Source organism: Bradyrhizobium sp. 199, from assembly GCF_023073355.1.
Classification (GTDB): Bacteria; Pseudomonadota; Alphaproteobacteria; order Rhizobiales; family Xanthobacteraceae; genus Bradyrhizobium.
Window position 1 is genome coordinate 446,800 of sequence record NZ_JADPJI010000008.1, and the last position, 19,279, is coordinate 466,078.

Sequence of the window (19,279 nt, forward strand, 5' to 3'; positions counted from 1 at the left end):
TGCTCCAATCGTCGAGAGCTGCCTCGGATAGCGCCCTAGCCTAGTCCGCTACGTGGATTGTAGGGGTGTTGGTCCCGCCACTTTTCCATCAATGCTTCAAGCTCGGCGTCGTTCCCGTCCGGTAGCATAATCCTGATGGTGACGAAGAGATCCCCGGTTCCGCCAGCTTTCGGCAGGCCCTTGCCCTTGAGGCGGAAGGTCCGGCCACTGGAGGTGTTCTTCGGAACCGAAAGCTCCACGGCATTGCCGAGGGTGGGCACGCGGACCTTGGCCCCGAGCACCGCTTCGTAGAGCGTGACCGGCAGGTCGATGCGCAAGTCGGCGCCCTCAACCTTGAAATAGGCGTGGGGCGCGATGCTGATGGTGATCAGGAGATCGCCGGGCGGATGGCCCTGCGCGGACTCGCCTTGCCCCCGCAGCCGGATCTGCTGACCCTCGGTGACGCCGGCGGGAATCTTGACGTTGAGCTCTTTGCCGGTCGGCAGCCGGACGCGCTTCTCGCCACCGTTGACCGATTCTTCCAGCGAGACGGACATCGCGACGTTCACGTCGAGATCGAGCCCAACGCCGCCGGTGTCGAATTCGAACTGCCCGGCACTGCCGGCCCCAGGCCGGGCGCCGCGCATGCCGCCGCCGAACATGCTGTTGAGGATATCCTCGAACGCGCCGCCGCCGCCCTGGCCAGGGCCACCCCCGGAGCGGAACGTATAGCTTTCGAACCCGCCAGGGCCGGTGCGGCCGCGCGGCCCGCCGCCCGGAAACCCCTGGAAGCGCGGCTTGCCGTCGGCGTCGATCTCGCCGCGGTCGAACTGCTTTCGCTTGTCCTCGTCGCCGATGATCTCGTTCGCCGAATTGATCTCGGAGAAGCGGTCGGCGGCTTTCGGGTCGTCCTTGTTGCTGTCGGGATGGTGCTTCTTGGCAAGCTTGCGATAGGCGCTTTTGATCGCGGCAGCGCTGGCGCTCCGCGGCACCCCCAAGACCTCATAGGGGTCGCGCATCCGTCACGTCTCCTTCAAGAAATCGAATTGTTCAAAGGGCTCCCCGCCCCACCTGCGATCCATGTGGGAAGGGAGTGTCATTTTTGCAACTAGGCGCCGGCCGAATCTCTAAGTTTGGAGCATGATCTTATCGGAAAACCGGTTCCCACTTTTCGCGAACGCGGCCCTTCGGGTCCGGATCATACTCAGCTCCGCCACGGCTTTAGCGTATGAATCTCCCAACGGCCACGGGAGCTTTGGCAGCCGGCGCCCTGCAGCCAGCTTTCGGTGCTGCCATTGACATAGCTCGCCAGGAAATCGCGGCATTTACGGCCGTCCTCAGCGGCATAGGACTGCGCGATCGGCGTCACCGACCCGCGCGCCCCGGTCTCCGGATTCTCCCAATGCTGGCTGGAATCCTTGTCGCCCTTGCTGAGGACGTCGGAGGCCGCGTTGCGGGCAAAGGCGAGATCGGTGTCGGTCGGCGGAGCTTCCTTCGCCGGTCGCGCGATCGAGCCGGTGAGGTCGTTGTCGTCGGCCTTGGCGTAGGCGCTCTGGTCGTTGCGGGAAAAGCTGCATCCCCCGGTGCCGAGCCCGATCAGAATGATCGTCATGACAAAGCCGGAGGGCCGGATCGCCGATAGGCCAACGCGTCCCCATGCCCTATATAGGGCGGTAGCGGACAACAACGCGTTTTGGGCCGCGGTACGCAACTCGGACTCCAGACATGACCGACACGACCTCGATGAAACACCAGACACCCTTAACATCCGGTGATTTCACCGCCGCCGACGAGCCATTTGCGTTGTTCGAGACCTGGCTGAACGAGGCGATCAAGAGTGAGCCGAACGATCCGAACGCCATGGCGCTCGCAACCGTCGACCCCGATGGGCTGCCTGACGTGCGCATGGTGCTGATGAAGGGCTTCGATACCGAGGGTTTTGTCTTCTACAGCCACATCGCGAGCCAGAAGGGCCGCGAACTCGCCGCAAATCCTAAGGCAGCGTTACTTTTTCACTGGAAGTCGCTGCGCCGTCAGGTCCGCATCCGCGGCAACGTGACGCCGGTGACCGACACTGAGGCCGACGCCTATTTCGCCACCCGACCCAAGCAGGCGCAGATCGGCGCCTGGGCGAGCAAGCAGTCGCAAGAGCTGGAGAGCCGCTTCGCCTTCGAACAAGCCATCGCGAAAGTCGCGGCCAGATACGTCATCGGCGAAGTACCGCGCCCGCCGGGGTGGAGCGGCTGGCGCATCAGCCCCTCGCGGATCGAGTTCTGGCACGACCGCCCATTCCGTCTGCACGACCGCATCGAATTTCGCCGTGACGCGGCAGGACAGAAGTGGTCCAAGACGCGGATGTACCCTTGAGCCTGATCTCGAACCTCGTCTCGAGCTTTGGGCCGACCTGAAAGATGTCCATGCCGCATTCGTCCAATGCGCCCCGCCGTACGCTGCTCCTGACCGGAGCAAGCCGCGGCATCGGCCACGCCACCGTGATCCGGTTCTCCTCGGCGGGCTGGCGCGTCATCACCTGCTCGCGGCACCCGTTTCCGGAGGATTGTCCGTGGGATGCCGGCCCCGAGGATCACATCCAGGTCGATCTCGGCAATCCCAAGGATACCACCCGCGCGATCTCCGACATCCGCAACCGCCTCGAGGGCGGCATGCTGCATGCGCTGGTCAACAACGCCGCGATCTCGCCGAAGGGCCCCGGCGGTTCCCGGCTCGGCTCGGTGGACACCGATCTCGAGACCTGGACGCATGTCTTTCATGTCAATTTCTTCGCGCCGATCATGATCGCGCGTGGGCTGATCGAGGAATTGAAGGCGGCCAGGGGCTCGGTCGTGAACGTCACCTCGATCGCGGGCTCGCGCGTGCATCCCTTCGCAGGCGCCGCCTATGCCACCTCCAAGGCCGCGCTCGCATCCCTGACGCGCGAGATGGCTTCCGATTTCGGCCGCGTCGGCGTACGCGTCAACGCGATCGCGCCGGGCGAGATCGACACCTCGATCCTGTCGCCAGGCACCGACAAGATCGTCGAGCAGCAGATCCCGTTGCATCGGCTCGGCACGCCCGACGAGGTCGCCAAGATCATCTACGTGCTGTGCACGGACACCAGTTCTTACGTCAACGGCGCCGAGATCCACATCAACGGCGGCCAGCACGTGTAGGCGTCCTCGTCATTGCGAGCGCAAGCGAAGCAATCCAGGACCGCCTCGGTGGAGACAGTCTGGATTGCTTCGTCGCAAGAGCTCCTCGCAATGACGACGTTGGAAGCCGGGGAAGCAAGGCGATCCAGGCAACGCCGCCGCAAGACCTGGATCGCCCTTTCCTTCCGTTCCTCAATCGATTCGAATCCGACGTGACCGGTCACGCGGCCGCGGAGCGGCCGTGCTGAATGCAGTCGAGCAGTCGTCGTCGTTCTCACCGTCGAGCAGCGGAGCACCACAGTGCCGGCACATGCGTGCCGACATCGACGACGCCTTGCCGCTCGTCATCGTCTGACGATAGTTCGCCAGATCGATGACGTTGCGGGGCGACGTTATGTGTTTTTCAACCATGGCTGTTCCTCGCGGCTACGCACTGCTTATCGCAGACAAGTTTCGCGCAAACGTTCAGCCCACCGCTCAAATTTTACCGGAGGAGTTGGGGCGGCAGCCACGCATCACCGCGCGGCCGCAATCCCGCTCTATTCTGCGACACCAAGCATCGTGTCTCTGCGAACGGTGTAAGGTCTCGGTAGGGATCTTCGCTTGAGCATGATCTATTCGGAAAACCGCTGCACAGTTTTCCGGATCATGATCCTACAGCCACTTCTTCAACTTGAAGATCCAGTACGGGACGATCGCGGCGATCAGCATCATCACCAGCGCCATCGGATAGCCGTGCACCCATTCGAGTTCCGGCATCACCTTGAAGTTCATGCCGTAGATCGAGGCGATCAGCGTCGGCGGCATCAGGACGACGGCCATGACCGAGAACAGCTTGATGATGTTGTTCTGCTCGAGATTGACGACGCCGAGCATGGCGTCGAGCACGAAGGTGATCTTGTTGGAAAGATAGGAGGCGTGATCGGTCAGGGAGGCGACGTCGCGCTGCATGGTCTTGAGCTGCTCGCGCATGTCCTTCGACCATTTTATGCCTTCGACCACCGCCGAGAGGAAGGTGACGACGCGGCCGATCGACACCAGGCTCTCGCGAACCTTCGAGGTCAGATCGCCCTTGCGGCCGATCGAGATCAGGATCTGGGAATATCGCTTGGCCTGCCCGTGACGCGCGCTCTCGGGCTCGAAGATGTCGTGGCTGACCTGGTCGATCTCGGCGCCGCATCGCTCCAGGATGTCGGCGCAGCGGTCGATCACGGCGTCCAGCAGCTCCATCAGCACCATCTCGCCGGTGATCGCGGGCGTGCAGGAGCGGGCAAGCTTGGCCTCCACCAGGGCGAAAGGCTTGGGCAGATCGTAGCGCACCGTCACGAGGCGGTGGTCGCCGAGAATGAACGTCACTGCCGTGGTCCGGGGCATGTCGGTATCGGAGTGGCACATCAGGGTCGCGGTCATGTAGCGCGCGCCGTTCTCGATATAGAGACGGCTGGAGATCTCGATCTCCTGCATGTCTTCGCGGGTCGGGATGGCGATGCCCGCGAGCCGCTCCACTGCCTTGTCCTCGGCCGCGGTCGGGTTGACGAGATCGATCCAGACCGCGCTCTCCGGCAACACCGTAAGGTCCTCGACGACCGCCTTCTTGAGGGAGGACTCGGAGGGAACAAACACAGAAAACATGCACAACTCCAGAGAACCTGCGTCGGATGACAGCCCTTAGCGCGATTCTGACAAGTTCACGATGACAACCGGATCAACGAGGCGTTTGCCCTTGTGGCGACGCCATGGCTTGACTGTGGCACGGAATCGACAGTCGGACGCTCCTTGCCCGAAAATCTCCAAGGCGCCGTGAAATTTGCGGCAAAAAAGCCACAGCCACGATCTTGCAGCGCGGGAGAAGGGCTTCAGTGCTGGAATTGTGGCAGATTTCAACCATAATGGGATTAACGGAGTCGAGGAACTTGGGCGCTAAACTCAGGTCTTCCGCACGGTATTGTTTTGATTGGAACCAAATCATGTCGTCGCTGAAAGTTAAGCTGGTAATTCTGGCCGCGGGCCTGATGCTGTCGGGCTGCATGCAGGCCACGCATTTCGAGGCGACCGACACCAAGGCGTTCAAGCCGAAGGACAAGGAATTGCTCGCCAAGGTCCGGTACGAGAATACGCCGGTCGCGGAGCCGTTCCGCCGCGCCATCGTGCAGTACCACCGCAAGGAATCGCCAGGGTCGATCGTGGTCGATTCCGACAATCACTATCTCTATTACGTGTTGGATGGCGGCAAGGCGATCCGTTACGGCATCACCGTCGGCGAAGAGGCCATGGCCTGGTCGGGCATTGCCAAGGTCGGCAGCAAGACCGAGTGGCCGGCGTGGCACCCCACCCCCGGCGAAATTTCGCGCCTGGGCGTGCCGACCTATGTCGCACCCGGCCCCGACAATCCGATGGGCTCTCGCGCGATTTACCTCTATTCTGGCGGAAAGGACACGTTGTTCCGCATCCACGGCACCAACCAGCCGGAATATATCGGCGCCTCGATCTCGTCAGGCTGCATCCGCCTGACCAACGAGGACGCGATCGATCTCTATGACCGCGTCAAGGTCGGCACTCTCGTCGTGGTGCTGGAGCCGAAGCATGGCGACTCGCCCTACAATTCGCGGCTTGCACTCGGCGGCAGCCAAACCGGCCAGGCTGGCAGCTACTGATCGCCTCCAAAACCTCTGAGATCCAAAAGCGCCGGTTTCACCGGCGCTTTTTTGTTGCCGGCTTGTGCGGTTGGGACTTGCCGCCATCGGCCGCCGGCTTCTCCGCAGGTGCTGGAGACTTTTCAGCCGCCTCGTCGTCAGCGCCTTCCTGTGCCTCGGGCTTGCCCGCGACGGCGCGCGGCGGCGCCGCCTCGGGGCGTTCGGCCGGCAGCAGCGGAGCGACCTGCGGCAGCGGATCCCAGACATTCCACTGGCAGATCCGGTAGTCGTTGCGCCGCTGCGCCAGGTCGAGATGGATATGGTCCTCGTGGTACCAGTCCGAACCCGGGCCGAGCACGGTGGAAAACCGCGTGCAGACTGACTGCAGCACGCGCTCGCGCACTTCGCGCGACATGGCGCGGTCGGTGAGGCCGATCGATTGTCCGTTGGCCAGCTTGATGGCACGGACGTCGATCGCATTGGCCTTGCCGTGCTCCGACAGCATCGCGCCGATGACGCGGTTGCGGCCGCGGCACTCGAAGCTATCGAAATTATCGAGTTCGCCAATGGTCGAGCCGAGGCTGGTGGCCAGCGGCACCATGTCCTTGCGCAGCCAATCAGCGATCGCGGACGCCATGGTGCAGCGGAGAATCGCCGCCGGCTTGACCGTTACCTTGCGCTTGTCCGGCAGCACGATGGCTTCCAGCCGCACCAGATCCTCGCCACCGCAGGCGCCGGGGCCGCGGATGTCGGGAATTGAGGGCGCGATCGCGATCTCCTCGGTCAGCGCGAGACGGCAGGCCGAGACCGGCTTCTGGGCCGGCTGCGCAGCCTCGGCAGGCTTGTCGGCGCCCGGCTTATCCTCTTCCGGCGGCGCCTCGTCCAATGCTTTGGGCGCCTCCTCGGGGCGCGGTCTCGGCAGCGGGATCTTGGCGGAATGAACCGCTACGCGCGGCCGTGGTGCGGCGATACCGAAGATATCCAGCGGGGAAGCATGTTTACGCGCCTCCGCCCTCTCGGCCAGCAGGAGCGATAGGCCGAGCGCGGCGGTAACCATTGCCGCGCCAGCGGACATATAGCCGCGACAAGACCATTTGCGGCGAAACTCCGGCAGGCTAGAACTCATGACAATTCTTTGGCCCAACGCTGAGAGCGACAACGCGCCCGGCGACTTCTCGGAGGAACGTGAGAATGCTTGGTTTGATGCAAGATTGGCCCCTGCTCTGCCACCGGATCATCGAACACGCCGCCAAAATTCATGGCAAGCAGGAGGTGGTCACACGCTCGGTCGAGGGACCGATCCACCGCACCAACTACGCCGATATCCACAAGCGTGCGCTCAAGGTCTCGCAGGTGCTGGAGCGCGACGGCATCAAGCTCGGCGACCGTGTCGCAACGATTGCCTGGAACACCTGGCGCCATCTCGAGGTGTGGTACGGCATCATGGGGATCGGCGCCATCTGCCATACCGTCAATCCCCGCCTTTTCCCCGAGCAGATCGCCTGGATCATCAACCATGCCCAGGACCGCATCGTGATGACCGACATCACCTTCGTTCCGGTCCTGGAGAAGATCGCCGACAAGCTGACAAGCGTTGAACGCTACGTCGTGCTGACCGACAAGGCGCACATGCCGCAGACGACGCTGAAGAATGTGGTCGCCTACGAGGACTGGATTGCGGAGGCCGACGGCAAATTCAAATGGAAGGACTTTGACGAGAACACGGCAGCCGCCATGTGTTACACGTCAGGCACGACGGGTGACCCGAAAGGTGTGCTGTATTCGCATCGCTCCAACGTGCTGCACGCGCTGATGGCCAACAATGTCGATGCGCTCGGCACCAGCGCCTCCGAGACGATGCTGCCTGTGGTTCCGCTGTTCCATGCCAACAGCTGGGGCATCGCGTTCTCCGCGCCGTCGCAGGGCACCAAGCTGGTCATGCCCGGCGCCAAGCTCGACGGCGCCTCGGTCTATGAGTTGCTCTCGACCGAGAAGGTGACGCACACTGCCGGCGTTCCGACGGTGTGGCTGATGCTGCTCCAGCACATGGCGGCCAACAATCTGAAGCTGCCGGACCTCAAGATGGTGATCTGCGGCGGCTCGGCGATGCCGCGCTCGATGATCAAGGCCTTCCTCGATATGGGCTCGAATGTCCGCCACGCCTGGGGCATGACCGAGATGAGCCCGATCGGCACCGTCGCTGCGCTGAAGCCGCCATTCCAGAATACCACCGGCGATGCACGGCTCGACGTGCTGCAGATGCAGGGCTATGCGCCCTTCGCGGTCGAGATGAAGATCACCGACGATGCCGGCAAGGAGCTGCCCTGGGACGGCAAGACCTTCGGCCGCCTCAAGGTGGCCGGCCCGGCCGTCGCCAAGGCCTATTACCGGGTGGATGCCACCATCCTCGACGAGGACGGCTTCTTCGACACCGGCGACGTCTCGACCATCGACGAGGACGGCTACATGCGGATCACCGACCGCTCCAAGGACGTGATCAAGTCCGGCGGCGAGTGGATCTCCTCGATCGACCTCGAAAATCTCGCGGTCGGCCATCCGGCCGTGGCGGAAGCTGCCGTGATTGGCGTATTCCACCCCAAATGGGACGAGCGGCCGCTGCTGATCGTGCAGCTCAAGCAGGGCCAGCAGGCCACGCGCGAGGACATCCTGAAATACATGGACGGCAAGATCGCCAAATGGTGGATGCCCGACGACGTCGCCTTCGTTGAGGGGATTCCGCATACCGCCACGGGCAAGATCCTGAAGACGGCGCTGCGCGACCAGTTTAAGGATTACCGCTTCCCGAATGCGGCGGCGTAAAGCCTTGCACGACCGTCATTCCGGGATGGTCCGAAGGACCAGACCTCAGGTGCGCAATTGCGTACCGGGGAATCTCGAAATTCCGGGCTCGATGCTGCGCATCGCCCCGGAATGACGGGCAGTAACGGCCCGCCTCCCTTGAATTTGCCCCCGCGCCGTGGTCTCAACGGCCCATCGTCGCGCCAAATCGGCCGGCATCGCTCCAAAACTCCGGCAGAGCTCACTCGATGGCCCGCAGGTTTTCCGCTCCCTATCAGTCGGAGCCCGTGTCCAGCCTCGCGAACTGGGCGCGCAATCTGGCCGTGTTCGCGGTGGTGGCGGTGGTGGTGTCGGTCATCGTCGTCCGCTTCGATTTCCTGGAGCCAAAGCCGGCGCTCGCGACCTTCTTCGGCGGCCTCGCGATCGCCGGCCTCTCGATCCTGTTCGGGCTCGCCGGCTTTGCCGCGATCTGGCAGAACGGCTCGCGCGGCATGGCGCGCATCCTGCTCGCCCTCCTGATCGACGGGGCGATCCTTGCCTACCCCGCCTATCTCGGCCTGCAATATCGCAAGCTGCCGGCGATCCACGACATCACCACCGACCCGATCGATCCGCCGCGTTTCGAGGCGTTGGCGCGCCTGCGCACCGGCGAGGGCACCAACACCGCGGTCTATGCCGGCCTCTATTCGGCGGAGCAGCAGCGCCACTTCTACCCTGATATCGAGCCCGTCGAGCTCGAAATTTCCGTCGACCGCGCCTATGCGATCGCGCTGCAGCTCGTCAACAAGCGCAAATGGATCGTCATCGACGAGCGCCCACCGCAGCCGCCGCGCCGCATCGGCCGCATCGAGGCGGTGGCGCGCACGCCGATCATGGGTTTTCGCGAGGACATTTCGATCAGATTCGTGGCGGACGGCGATGACTCCCGCGTCGATATCCGCTCGGCCTCGCGCAATTTCGACAGCGATCTCGGCAGCAACGCCGCGCGCGTCAAAAAATTCATCGACGATCTCAACACCGCGGCAGACGCCGACGCGCTCAAACCGGTGAAGAAGACGCCGGTCGCGCCGCCGAAGGCACCGGCAAAGACGGTGAAGAAGTGACGGAACGCTACGCGTTCGCCATCCGATACGACCCGCCGATCACCGGATCGCCCTCGGTCGCGACGACACCGCGGGCGACCAGGTCTTCCAGGTGCGCCAGCACGGAATAGCCGGCGGCCGTCGTGAGCCTCGGATCGATGCCGATATAGATCGCGCGGACCATGGTCGGGATGTCGGTCTCGCCCTTGGCGAGGCGGTGCAGGATCGAGGCCTCACGCGCCTTGCGGTGACGGATCAGGAAGCGAACGAAGCGCCGGCCGTCGGGAATCTCGGGGCCGTGGCCGGAGAAATAGAGATCTTCCTCGCGTGCCGCGAGCCGGTCGAGCGAGTCCATGTAGTCGATCATCGAGCCGTCGGGCGGCGCCACGATCGAGGTGGACCAACCCATCACGTGATCGCCGACGAAGTTGAACTTCCGCTCCGGCCAGGCGAATGCCAGATGATTGGCGGTGTGCCCCGGCGTCGCCACGGCCTCGAGCCGCCAGCCATCGCCTTCGACGAGATCGCCATCTGCGAGGTGGACGTCCGGTGCAAAATCGCGGTCGGCGCCGGATTCCGGATTGTGTTTCTCGCTCTCGAAACGCGGGCGCGAGGCCCGGTGCGGGCCTTCGGCGTAAACAGGTGCCCCTGTGGCCTGCTTGATCCGTGCGGTGTTCGGCGAATGGTCGCGATGGGTGTGGGTGACAAAGATATGGCTCACCGTCTCGCCGCGCACGGCATCGAGCAGCGCAGCCGCATGCGCCGCATCATCCGGACCGGGATCGATGATCGCGACGTTGCCGTTGCCCACGATGTAGCTGACCGTGCCGGTGAAGGTGAACGGGCTCGGATTGTCGCAGAGCACGCGGCGCACACCGGGCCGGACTTCCTCGACGATGCCGGCTTTCAGCGGAAAGTTGCGATTGAACGGGACGTCGTCATTGTCGGACATGGCTTCTTCTTTGTTCTTTGACGTCATTCCGGGGCGCCCGAAGGGCGAACCCGGAATCTCGAGATTCCGGGTTCGATGCTTCGCATCGCCCCGGAATGACGGAGAACATACTCAGAAAAACGCCTGAATGCCCGTGATCGCGCGCCCCAGGATCAGGGCGTGGACGTCGTGGGTGCCCTCGTAGGTATTCACCGTCTCGAGGTTATGGACGTGACGCATCACGTGGTATTCAATCGAAATGCCGTTGCCGCCGTGCATGTCGCGGGCGACACGGGCGATGTCGAGAGCCTTGCCGCAATTGTTGCGCTTCATGATCGAGATCATCTCGGGCGCGAACTTGCCCTCGTCCATCAAGCGGCCGACGCGAAGCGAGCCCTGCAGGCCGAGTGCGATCTCGGTCTCCATGTCGGCGAGCTTCTTCTGCACGAGCTGGGTCGCGGCGAGCGGCTTGCCGAACTGCTTGCGGTCGAGCGTGTACTGGCGCGCGCGATGCATGCAGTCCTCGGCAGCGCCAAGCGCGCCCCAGGAGATGCCGTAGCGGGCGCGGTTGAGGCAGCCGAACGGTCCCTTCAGACCCGACACGTTGGGCAGCAGCGCGTCCTCCGGAACCACCACGCCATCCATCACGACCTCGCCGGTGATGGAGGCGCGAAGCGAGAGCTTGCCGCCGATCTTGGGTGCCGAGAGGCCCTTCATGCCCTTCTCCAGCACGAAGCCGCGGATCTGGTTGTCGTGTGCGGCCGACTTGGCCCAGACCACGAACACGTCAGCGATCGGCGCGTTCGAGATCCACATCTTGCTGCCGGTGAGGCGATAGCCGTCAGAGACCTTTTCGGCGCGGGTCTTCATGCCGCCCGGATCGGAGCCGGCATCGGGCTCGGTCAGGCCGAAGCAGCCGACCCACTCGCCGCTGGCGAGCTTGGGCAGGTACTTCTTGCGCTGGTTCTCGTCGCCATAGGCGTAGATCGGGTACATCACCAGCGAGGACTGCACCGAGTTCATCGAGCGATAGCCGGAATCGACCCGCTCGATCTCGCGCGCGACGAGGCCGTAGGCGACGTAGCTCGCATTGGCACAGCCATACTCTTCCGGCAGCGTGATGCCGATCAGGCCGAGCTCGCCCATCTCGTTGAAGATCTCGCGGTCGGTCGTCTCCTCGAGATACGCCTTGGTGATGCGCGGCAGCAGCTTGTCCTGGGCATAGGCGCGAGCGGTGTCGCGCACCATGCGCTCATCTTCGGTGAGCTGCTCGTCGAGCAGGAACGGATCGTCCCATTGGAAAGAAGCCGCAGCCGGCTTGTCCTTGGCCTGAGGGCGCACGCTCATGAAACGTCCTTTCGTCTGGTTCCGTCAAAATTTGCCCGACAAAGTAAAGCGCCGCGGCAACAAGTGCAATTGCAATACAGACGTATGTATCTGCGTGAATCCCGAGCACGCGGATCGTGCCCGCGGAGGATGCGCCTCGCGCACCCCAGGATGACAGCGCTAGATTTCAAGCTGTTCGTTGGCGACGATCTCGATTCCGAAGCCCGAGAGGCCTTTGTAGTCGTGGACCGAGGAGGTGAGATGCCGGATCGAGCTGACGCCGAGGTCGCGCAAGATCTGCGCGCCGACACCGACTTCGCGCCACTGGCGGTTGCGGTCGGCCTCCGTCGCCGACTCGTCCGGCAGCGCCGCCACGGGCACGCCGGCCGCGCCGTCGCGCAAGTAGACCAGCACCCCACGGCCGGATTTCTTGAAATGCTCGAGCACGGCCGCCATGCGCTTGTGCCCGGTGAAGATGTCCTTGACGATGTTGGGCTTGTGAAAGCGGGTCAACACGTTCTTGCCGTCGCCGACGCCGTTATAGACGAAAGCGACGTGGGCGATGGAATCAAACGGCGAACGGTAGGCATAGCCTTGCAAGGGTCCGATCGGGCTTTCGGTGACGAAGGTCGAGACCCGCTCGATCAGCTTCTCACGCGCCTGGCGGTAGGCGATCATGTCCGCGATAGTGACGTGCTTGAGCTTGTGCTGCGCGGCGAAGCGGGCGACCTGCTCGCCCTTCATCACGCTGCCGTCGTCGTTCATCAATTCGCTGATGACGCCGACCGGCGGCAGTCCGGAGAGCTTGCAGAGATCGACGGCGGCCTCGGTATGGCCCGAGCGCAGCAGCACGCCGCCATCCTTGGCGATCAGCGGGAAGATGTGGCCGGGCCGGGCAAAATCGTTGGCGCCGGCATTGGGATTGGACAGCGCGCGGCAGCACGAGGCGCGCTCTTCGGCGGAAATGCCGGTGCCGCCGTCGGGCTTGTAGTCGATCGAGACCGTGAACGCAGTCGTGTGCGCGGAATCATTGTGGGCCACCATCGGATCGAGCCGCAGACGGCGTGCGTCCTCGGTGGTCACGGGCGCGCAGACAATGCCGGAGGTGTGGCGGATGATGAACGCCATCTTCTCGGCGGTGCAGAGCGAGGCGGCGACGATCAGATCGCCCTCGCCCTCGCGGTCGTCGTCGTCGGTGACGACCACGAGCTCACCCCGGGCAAACGCCTGCAAGACTTCCTGAACGCTATCCGGCATTTCCCAATCTCTATCGGTTATGCCGGGAGGCTTAGCCGGACTTGAGCCGGGGCGCTAGTGTCCTGGACGCAACCACATATTCCGGGCCGCGGACCACCGGAGGGCCAGTGTGCACCGAAGACGCCGGGATATAGGCGCAGACAGCCGGAGAGGAAGGCGGCCGGCCGCCGTCAAGGCAGCACTTCGCGCCGTTCGCCGAGCCGCTGATCGAGCTCGGCGCGCTTGTCGGCCAGAAGGCCGGCCTGGGCTGCTTCGATCACCGTGAACAGCTCGTGGGCATCGCTGAGCCGGGTTACCGTGACGTAGCTGGCGCCGGCCTCATAGAGCGCACCGACGTCGGCCAAGAGGTCGGCCGTAGCCACGATCAAGGCGCTCGGATTAAGCGCGCGGACGTGACGGACCAGCTTTTCGTTTGTAGCGCCCTTCAGCAGCGAGTCCGGCACGCTGAGGATGATCATCTCGGACTTGCCGATGCCGGCATGGAGCAGCGTATCGACGTTGCTGATGTCGCCATAGATCACGTGCAAGCCGCGCGAAAGCAGGGTCTGGTACACATTGGGGTTGAAATCGACCACGGTGATCTGCTCGAGCAGCACCGGCGTCTGCCGCTCGATCTCGGCCAGCAGCGCGCTCGCCGCACGGAAAAAGCCGAGGATGACGATACGGCGGGCCTCGCCATGGCCGTCCTCCTGCCCCTCCTCGGCATGGCCATTGCCATGGTCGAGATCGCGCAGGCCGATCCGCTTCAAGGGGCCGATCGCCCAGCGGGTGATCTCGTCGCTGCGGCTCATCGCGAAGGTCGAGAGCACCGCGAGCACCACGAAAGCGAAGGAGGCCGCGTTCGCTGTCTGCGCCGCGATATGGTGATCGGCGACGCCGGTCTGGATCACCACCAGTGAGAACTCGGAAATCTGCGCGAGGTTCAGCGCCGGCAACAGGCTGGCGCGCAGGCCCTGCTTCATCAGATAGAGCGGCGCGAAGGTGGTGACGAGGCGGCTGACCACCGTGAAAGCCGCGATCATCAGAGCCAGCCCGATCACGGAGAGACCAGGGATGGGAATGGTCATGCCGAGCGCGACGAAGAACAGGGTGATGAAGAAGTCGCGGAGCGTGGTGACCTTGGCGGTGACGTCCAGTGCGTAGGGAAAGGTCGAGAGCGAGACGCCGGCGATCAGGGCGCCCATCTCGCGCGACAGCGACAGCCGCTCGGCGGTCTCGGCGACGAGGAAACACCAGGCCAGCGCGCCGAGCAGGATCAGCTCGGGCCGGCGGGCGATCTGATGGAATAGCCGCGGCAGCACGTAGCGGCTGACCAGCAGCGCGGCAGCGACCAGCACCGCGACGCGGCCGATCGAGAGCAGGATGACACTGGCCTGCAGATTAGCAAGGCTCGGCTGCACCGCCAGGAACAGGATGGCGAAGATGTCCTGGAGCACCAGCACGCCGAGCGTGATGCGCCCCGGCAGCGTGTCGAGCTCGCGTTTCTCGTAGAGCACCTTGACGATGATCACGGTGCTCGACAGCGCGCACGCGACGCAGAGATAGACCGCATCGAAGTGCCCGCCGCCGAGCGGCAGGCCGATACCGGCGAAGAACAGGACCCCGAGCAGACAGCCGCCGACGAGTTGGCCCCCTGCCGCGAACAGGATCACCTTTCCCGCCCGCACGATCTTCTTCAGGTCAATCTCGAGCCCGATCATGAACAGCATGAAGATCAGGCCGAGCTCGGAGATGACGCCGATGGATTCCTGCGAGTGGACCCAGCCGGCGCCGAATGGACCTATGCAAAAGCCCGCGATAAGATAGGCAAGGATCAGCGGCTGCCGGGAGAAATGGGCGAGCAGGCCCAGCATCCAGGCAAACAGAATGCAAAGAGTAATGTCGCGAATGAGTTCGTGCATGCCAAATCGGTCCGTTTTGCCGCACCCTAGAGACGGGTTGCGGCGCGGCAAGCGAGCAATTCGTCACATGCAAAAAGGGCTGTTCGCAGCAATGCTGCTATGCGCCCTCGCCGGTGCCATGCCCGCCGCCGCACAATCCAAGGTCAATATCGAACAGAACTTTGCCGATTCCCTCACCGCAATGCCGAAGGAAGAACTCGCTGTTTCCGGCGGGTTCTACGTGCCCGCCTATTCCAGCGTCGCCATGAGCCAAGGCAGGCTGCGCGTAGACTTCTCGGTGACCCTCAGTGTGCACAACGCCTCCGAGACCCAGCCGCTGGTGATCAAACGCATCGCCTATTTCGACACCGCAGGCAAGCAGGTCGAGACCTACCTGAAGGGTCAGGTGGCCCTGAAGCCGCTGGCCACGATCGCGATCTTCGTTCCGACCGACGATTTGCGCGGCGGCACCGGGGCCAATTTCCTGGTCGACTGGGCCGCGACGGGCGAGATCGCCGAGCCCGTGGTCGAGGCTCTGATGGTTGGCGGCGTCGCAAATGCGCATTACGCTTTCATCAGCCAGGGCCGTCCGACCCGGACGGCAGCAAAGAACTAAACCGTCCGACCCGGACGGCTACCAAGGAGTAAGGCCATCGGACCCGGACGGCCGGCAAGAAATAAGGTCAGCGGGCGCAACGCCGGCTGGCTCAACAAGAACAGAAACGAGGAACGCCCCATGACGTCCAGCTTCGACTTCGCAACCCTGTTTCCGGCAGGGCTGCCGGCCCCCTCGGCGCGCTGGACGGGCCTTGCCAAGTACAGCTTTGTGGGCGGCAACAACGATTCCGAGCAACTGCCGCTCGAGGGCCTGATCGAGGCGACCACCCTGGCGCTGCAGCGCGAAGGCCGGTCGCTTGCGACCTACGGACTGGCGCATGGCCCGCAGGGCTACCTGCCCTTGCGCGAATTCCTGGTGACAAAACTCAAGCGCGATGCCGGCATCAACTGCACCGTCGACGATCTGCTGATCGTCTCCGGCTCGCTCCAGGCGCTCGACCTCGTCAACAGCACTCTGCTGGCGCGCGGCGACACCGTGATTTTCGAGCAGGACAGCTATCAGGGCTCACTGACCCGTCTGGCGCGGCTCGGCGTCAACGTGGTCGGCGTCCCGCTCGACAAGGACGGCATGCGCATGGACATGCTGGCCGCGACGCTGGCGGAGCTGAAGAGCCGCGGCATCCGCCCCAAATACATCTACACCATTCCGACGGTGCAGAACCCGACCGGCAGCATCATGCCGGAGAGCCGCCGCGCCGAACTGGTGCGGCTCGCGGCCGAGTATGGCGTGCCCATTTTCGAGGACGATTGCTATGCCGATCTCGTCTGGTCGGGGCAGCGGCCGCCGGCGCTCTACGCGATGAGCCCGAACGGCGGCGTGATCCATATCGGCTCGTTCTCCAAATCGATCGCACCGGCGCTACGCGTCGGCTTCATTGTGGCGCCCTGGGATGTGATGTCGCGGATGCTGGCGCTGAAGACGGATGCGGGCTCCGGCGCGCTCGAGCAGATGGTGCTCGCCGCCTATTGCAAGCCGCATTTCGCAAGCCACGTGCCGGCCCTGACCAAGGCGCTGCGCACCAAGCTCGACACGCTGATGGAAGCGCTGAACGAGCAGTTCGGGACCGCGGCGGAATTCGAGGAGCCCAAGGGCGGCATCTTCCTCTGGGTGAAGCTGCCCGATCAGGTCGATACGCTGAAACTGTATCAGGCCGCGCTCGCCGCCGGCGTCTCGATCAATCCGGGGCCGGAATGGTCGACCAACAAGGGCCATTCCAGCTCGCGGCTGAGGTTGTGCTTCGCCAGCCCCACGCATCAGCAGATCCGCGAGGGAGTCGCCGTGCTGGCTGAAGTTTGCCGCAAGGAATTCGGCGTGCCGGCCCGCAGCGCCAATGTGGAGAAGCGGGCCTGAGGTCCGCTTTATCCCGAACGGCGGCGAGCTCGCGGCGCGACAGATCGCAGCGCATGCGCGAGGACCGCAAGCGATCACCCAGCTCGCTCAGAAACGCTGTCTCGGAATACGGCGGCACCGAACAGCTCCACGGCAGCACTTCGCCCGCAAGACCCATGACTTGATTCAGCATTGGTCTATCCAGGTTCGCCGTCGGGAAGCGGCATCCTACCCCGAAAAGACCGGCCTCATTGACGGGATCAAATTCGCGAGCGATCGGCGGCTGCCATGGACGGAGGCGGGCGGGATGCTACACTTTGGAATTCTTCGAGGCGGGGTTCTTCCAGGACATGACGCTTTGTTTGAGCCGCTCGATCGCGGCTGTAATGCTGTGGGCGGCGATCACACCTGCGGCGGGTGCCGCGACGCTGGCCGCGAAGGTCGAGCAATGGGGCCTGCTCGGCTCCTGGGCGGTCGACTGCGCGGTCCGGCCCGACCGCGACAAGGGCGCGCTGCTGACTTACGAGGTCCGGAAGGACGGAAGGGTGATGTACCGGCGCAACTTCGGCGAGGTCAGCGACGAGAACGAGGTGGTGTCGGCCACAGTCAACGCCGAAGGCCTGCTCAATGTGATGGTGTACTTCCCCTCGCTGCACCAGGCCCGTGAATTCGGCTTGCTGCTGGCGAAGGACGGCAGCCTGCGCGCGATCTACAATCGCAGCGAGCGCGGTGAGTACACAATCAGGGACGGCAAATACGTCGCGACAGGCGCGCCGACACCGGTGCAGCAACGCTGCGATTAGACGATACGCTGTGGGCATGATCACGCTCTGTCTGAACAGGCGTTCAGAATTCTCCTGCTGTTCCTCCGGAACGTTCGCGTGAATGCGCGGTTTAGATGTGCATTGATTGGAGGAGGACATCATGAAGAAGCTTGGTTATGTGGTTGCGGCCCTGGGTGCACTCGTGATCGCGGCGCCGACGCTTGCAAGCGCGGAGACGGTCGTGATCAAGCGCGGCCATCATCATCACGGCTCGTACGGCGCCCGCGCCGAATACGGCATGCATCGTGACCACGGCTGGCATCGCCGCGGGCACCATCGTGGCGACAGGGTCGTCGTGATCAAGCGCAGCCATCGCCATCATCACTGGGACTAATGCGCAGCGCAAAATGGAATGGCCCCTCACGGGGCCATTTCTTTTGCGCATCGAAAGCTTCGGAGCTAGTCCCACGCCGGCGCGAAGCCGGGATTGACGCAGCGCTTGTCCTTTGGCAACGCGGCGATCTTGTTGCGGTCGGCATCGTGGAGCGTGATCTTCAGCGCATCGAGATTGGCCTGCTGGCTCTCGCGGCGCGAAGCCTTCGGGATGGCGGCGACGCCGTCCTGGTCCAGCAGCCATTTCAAAGCCACCTGCGCGGCGGTCGCGTCGTGCTTGGCACCGATCTCGGCCAGCACCGGATCGGAGGCGAAGCGCCCCTGCGCGAGCGGGCAATAGGCGACCAGCGGGATCGACTTTGCGGCGAGATAAGCCAGCACCTTCGATTGATCGAGCATCGCGTGATATTCGATCTGGTTGCAGGCGATCGGCACCCTGATGTCCTCGACCGTCAGCTTCAGCAGCGCCGTGGTGAAATTGGCGACGCCGATGGCCCGCGTGCGCCCCTCCTCCCTCAGCTTCATCAAGGTCTCGAACACCGCACCCCAATCTGCAGCCTTCGAAGGCCAGTGCACGAGATAGAGATCGACATGGTCGAGCCGGAGCTTCTTCAGGCTGGCGTCGAAGGCGCGTCGGATCGCGTTGGGGGTGAGGTTCTCGTGCCAGACCTTCGTCGTGACGTGCAACTCGCCGCGCGCCAGACCGGAGGCGGCGATGGCTGATCCAATTGACTCCTCATTGGCATACATCTCGGCGGTGTCGATGTGACGATAGCCGATCGATAGCGCGCTCTCGACCGCAGCGCGACACGCATCGCCCTGCATGCGAAAGGTGCCGAGGCCGAGCTTGGGCATGCTAATGCCCTGTGTCTTCAGATTGTCCATGAACACGCTCCTGACGTCGTTCATCCCACCAGTTCGCGCGGCGTTGGCGCTGCGTACAAACTCGTCGAGGATAAAAAAGAAGAGGCGGGAAGAAGCATCATAGCGCGGCCGCGGCGGCACGGCCAATCAAGATCGGGCTAGTTGAGTTTTGACCCACGCCTCGCGCGAAGCGAACTCCCTCTCCCGCTCGCGGGAAGGGCACGGGAGAGAGTGCTTCCGCAACGGGACAACCGACGTGCGGAGGACGGCTCCA

The 19,279-nt window shown here is 63.8% G+C and carries 19 protein-coding genes and 1 pseudogene; 9 read left to right on the top strand and 11 right to left on the bottom strand.

The features are described 5' to 3' along the window. Window positions 1-35: 35 nt before the first annotated feature. Together IVB28_RS24510 and IVB28_RS24515 are read right to left on the bottom strand one after the other, a co-directional pair. Window positions 36-998 (bottom strand): J domain-containing protein, encoded by a 963-nt coding sequence (locus tag IVB28_RS24510; protein ID WP_247529610.1) that lies wholly within the window; start codon window positions 996-998, stop codon window positions 36-38. A gap of 185 nt (window positions 999-1,183) precedes the next feature. Next, the gene (locus IVB28_RS24515; RefSeq protein WP_247529612.1) at window positions 1,184-1,591 is read right to left on the bottom strand and encodes an RT0821/Lpp0805 family surface protein; all 408 of its coding nucleotides are present in this window, start codon (window positions 1,589-1,591) and stop codon (window positions 1,184-1,186) included. Between the two features lie 113 nt (window positions 1,592-1,704). On the opposite strand from IVB28_RS24515, the gene pdxH reads away from it, so the two are divergent. Next, a complete protein-coding gene (gene pdxH / locus IVB28_RS24520) occupies window positions 1,705-2,346 on the top strand; it encodes a pyridoxamine 5'-phosphate oxidase (RefSeq protein ID WP_247529613.1) in 642 nt (213 codons plus the stop codon). Between the two features lie 50 nt (window positions 2,347-2,396). Then, on the top strand, window positions 2,397-3,149 hold the full coding sequence (locus tag IVB28_RS24525) for an SDR family oxidoreductase (protein ID WP_247530158.1): 753 nt from the start codon (window positions 2,397-2,399) through the stop codon (window positions 3,147-3,149). Window positions 3,150-3,320: 171 nt separating this feature from the next. On the opposite strand, the gene IVB28_RS24530 is transcribed toward IVB28_RS24525, so the two are convergent. After that, a complete protein-coding gene (locus IVB28_RS24530; protein ID WP_247529615.1) occupies window positions 3,321-3,539 on the bottom strand; it encodes a hypothetical protein in 219 nt (72 codons plus the stop codon). Between the two features lie 243 nt (window positions 3,540-3,782). After that, window positions 3,783-4,760 carry a magnesium transporter CorA family protein gene (locus IVB28_RS24535; RefSeq protein WP_247529617.1) on the bottom strand — a complete coding sequence of 326 codons (978 nt, stop codon included), beginning with the start codon at window positions 4,758-4,760 and terminating at the stop codon, window positions 3,783-3,785. A 335-nt stretch (window positions 4,761-5,095) separates the two neighbouring features. On the opposite strand from IVB28_RS24535, the gene IVB28_RS24540 reads away from it, so the two are divergent. Then, on the top strand, window positions 5,096-5,782 hold the full coding sequence (locus IVB28_RS24540) for a L,D-transpeptidase (RefSeq protein ID WP_247529618.1): 687 nt from the start codon (window positions 5,096-5,098) through the stop codon (window positions 5,780-5,782). Between the two features lie 37 nt (window positions 5,783-5,819). Here IVB28_RS24540 and IVB28_RS24545 read toward each other — a convergent pair whose 3' ends face one another. Next, window positions 5,820-6,887 carry an extensin family protein gene (locus IVB28_RS24545; RefSeq protein ID WP_247529619.1) on the bottom strand — a complete coding sequence of 356 codons (1,068 nt, stop codon included), beginning with the start codon at window positions 6,885-6,887 and terminating at the stop codon, window positions 5,820-5,822. Between the two features lie 65 nt (window positions 6,888-6,952). On the opposite strand from IVB28_RS24545, the gene IVB28_RS24550 reads away from it, so the two are divergent. Both IVB28_RS24550 and IVB28_RS24555 read left to right on the top strand, forming a co-directional pair. Further along, a complete protein-coding gene (locus IVB28_RS24550; protein WP_247529620.1) occupies window positions 6,953-8,581 on the top strand; it encodes a fatty-acid--CoA ligase in 1,629 nt (542 codons plus the stop codon). A gap of 227 nt (window positions 8,582-8,808) precedes the next feature. Next, complete coding sequence (locus IVB28_RS24555; RefSeq protein WP_247529621.1) at window positions 8,809-9,663, top strand: DUF1499 domain-containing protein; 855 nt, start codon at window positions 8,809-8,811, stop codon at window positions 9,661-9,663. A 7-nt stretch (window positions 9,664-9,670) separates the two neighbouring features. Here IVB28_RS24555 and IVB28_RS24560 read toward each other — a convergent pair whose 3' ends face one another. The 4 genes from IVB28_RS24560 to IVB28_RS24575 all read right to left on the bottom strand — a co-directional run bounded on the left by IVB28_RS24560 (window position 9,671) and on the right by IVB28_RS24575 (window position 15,057). Beyond that, a complete protein-coding gene (locus IVB28_RS24560) occupies window positions 9,671-10,594 on the bottom strand; it encodes an MBL fold metallo-hydrolase (protein ID WP_247529622.1) in 924 nt (307 codons plus the stop codon). A 111-nt stretch (window positions 10,595-10,705) separates the two neighbouring features. Next, window positions 10,706-11,920, bottom strand: coding sequence for an acyl-CoA dehydrogenase (locus tag IVB28_RS24565; protein WP_247529623.1), 1,215 nt, complete (start codon window positions 11,918-11,920; stop codon window positions 10,706-10,708). A gap of 159 nt (window positions 11,921-12,079) precedes the next feature. After that, on the bottom strand, window positions 12,080-13,156 hold the full coding sequence (gene ribB / locus IVB28_RS24570; RefSeq protein ID WP_247529624.1) for a 3,4-dihydroxy-2-butanone-4-phosphate synthase: 1,077 nt from the start codon (window positions 13,154-13,156) through the stop codon (window positions 12,080-12,082). Window positions 13,157-13,326: 170 nt separating this feature from the next. Further along, window positions 13,327-15,057 (bottom strand): cation:proton antiporter, encoded by a 1,731-nt coding sequence (locus IVB28_RS24575; RefSeq protein WP_247529625.1) that lies wholly within the window; start codon window positions 15,055-15,057, stop codon window positions 13,327-13,329. A 67-nt stretch (window positions 15,058-15,124) separates the two neighbouring features. Here IVB28_RS24575 and IVB28_RS24580 point away from each other — a divergent pair, with 67 nt between their 5' ends. Beyond that, window positions 15,125-15,652: a DUF3124 domain-containing protein gene (locus IVB28_RS24580; RefSeq protein ID WP_247529626.1), complete on the top strand. Its 528-nt coding sequence runs from the start codon at window positions 15,125-15,127 to the stop codon at window positions 15,650-15,652. Between the two features lie 120 nt (window positions 15,653-15,772). Further along, window positions 15,773-17,005: a PLP-dependent aminotransferase family protein gene (locus IVB28_RS24585; RefSeq protein WP_247529628.1), complete on the top strand. Its 1,233-nt coding sequence runs from the start codon at window positions 15,773-15,775 to the stop codon at window positions 17,003-17,005. Between the two features lie 22 nt (window positions 17,006-17,027). On the opposite strand, the pseudogene IVB28_RS24590 reads toward IVB28_RS24585, so the two are convergent. Beyond that, window positions 17,028-17,177: pseudogene (locus IVB28_RS24590) on the bottom strand (transcriptional regulator); the annotation flags it as partial. A 157-nt stretch (window positions 17,178-17,334) separates the two neighbouring features. Between IVB28_RS24590 and IVB28_RS24595 the strand changes: the two are divergent. Together IVB28_RS24595 and IVB28_RS24600 are read left to right on the top strand one after the other, a co-directional pair. After that, entirely contained in the window at window positions 17,335-17,787 is a 453-nt protein-coding gene (locus IVB28_RS24595; protein WP_247530159.1) for a hypothetical protein, read from the top strand. A 121-nt stretch (window positions 17,788-17,908) separates the two neighbouring features. After that, a complete protein-coding gene (locus tag IVB28_RS24600; protein ID WP_247529630.1) occupies window positions 17,909-18,142 on the top strand; it encodes a hypothetical protein in 234 nt (77 codons plus the stop codon). A gap of 65 nt (window positions 18,143-18,207) precedes the next feature. Here the strand turns inward: IVB28_RS24600 and IVB28_RS24605 are convergent, their stop codons facing one another. Next, on the bottom strand, window positions 18,208-19,026 hold the full coding sequence (locus tag IVB28_RS24605; RefSeq protein WP_247530160.1) for an aldo/keto reductase: 819 nt from the start codon (window positions 19,024-19,026) through the stop codon (window positions 18,208-18,210). Between the last annotated feature and the right edge of the window lie 253 nt (window positions 19,027-19,279).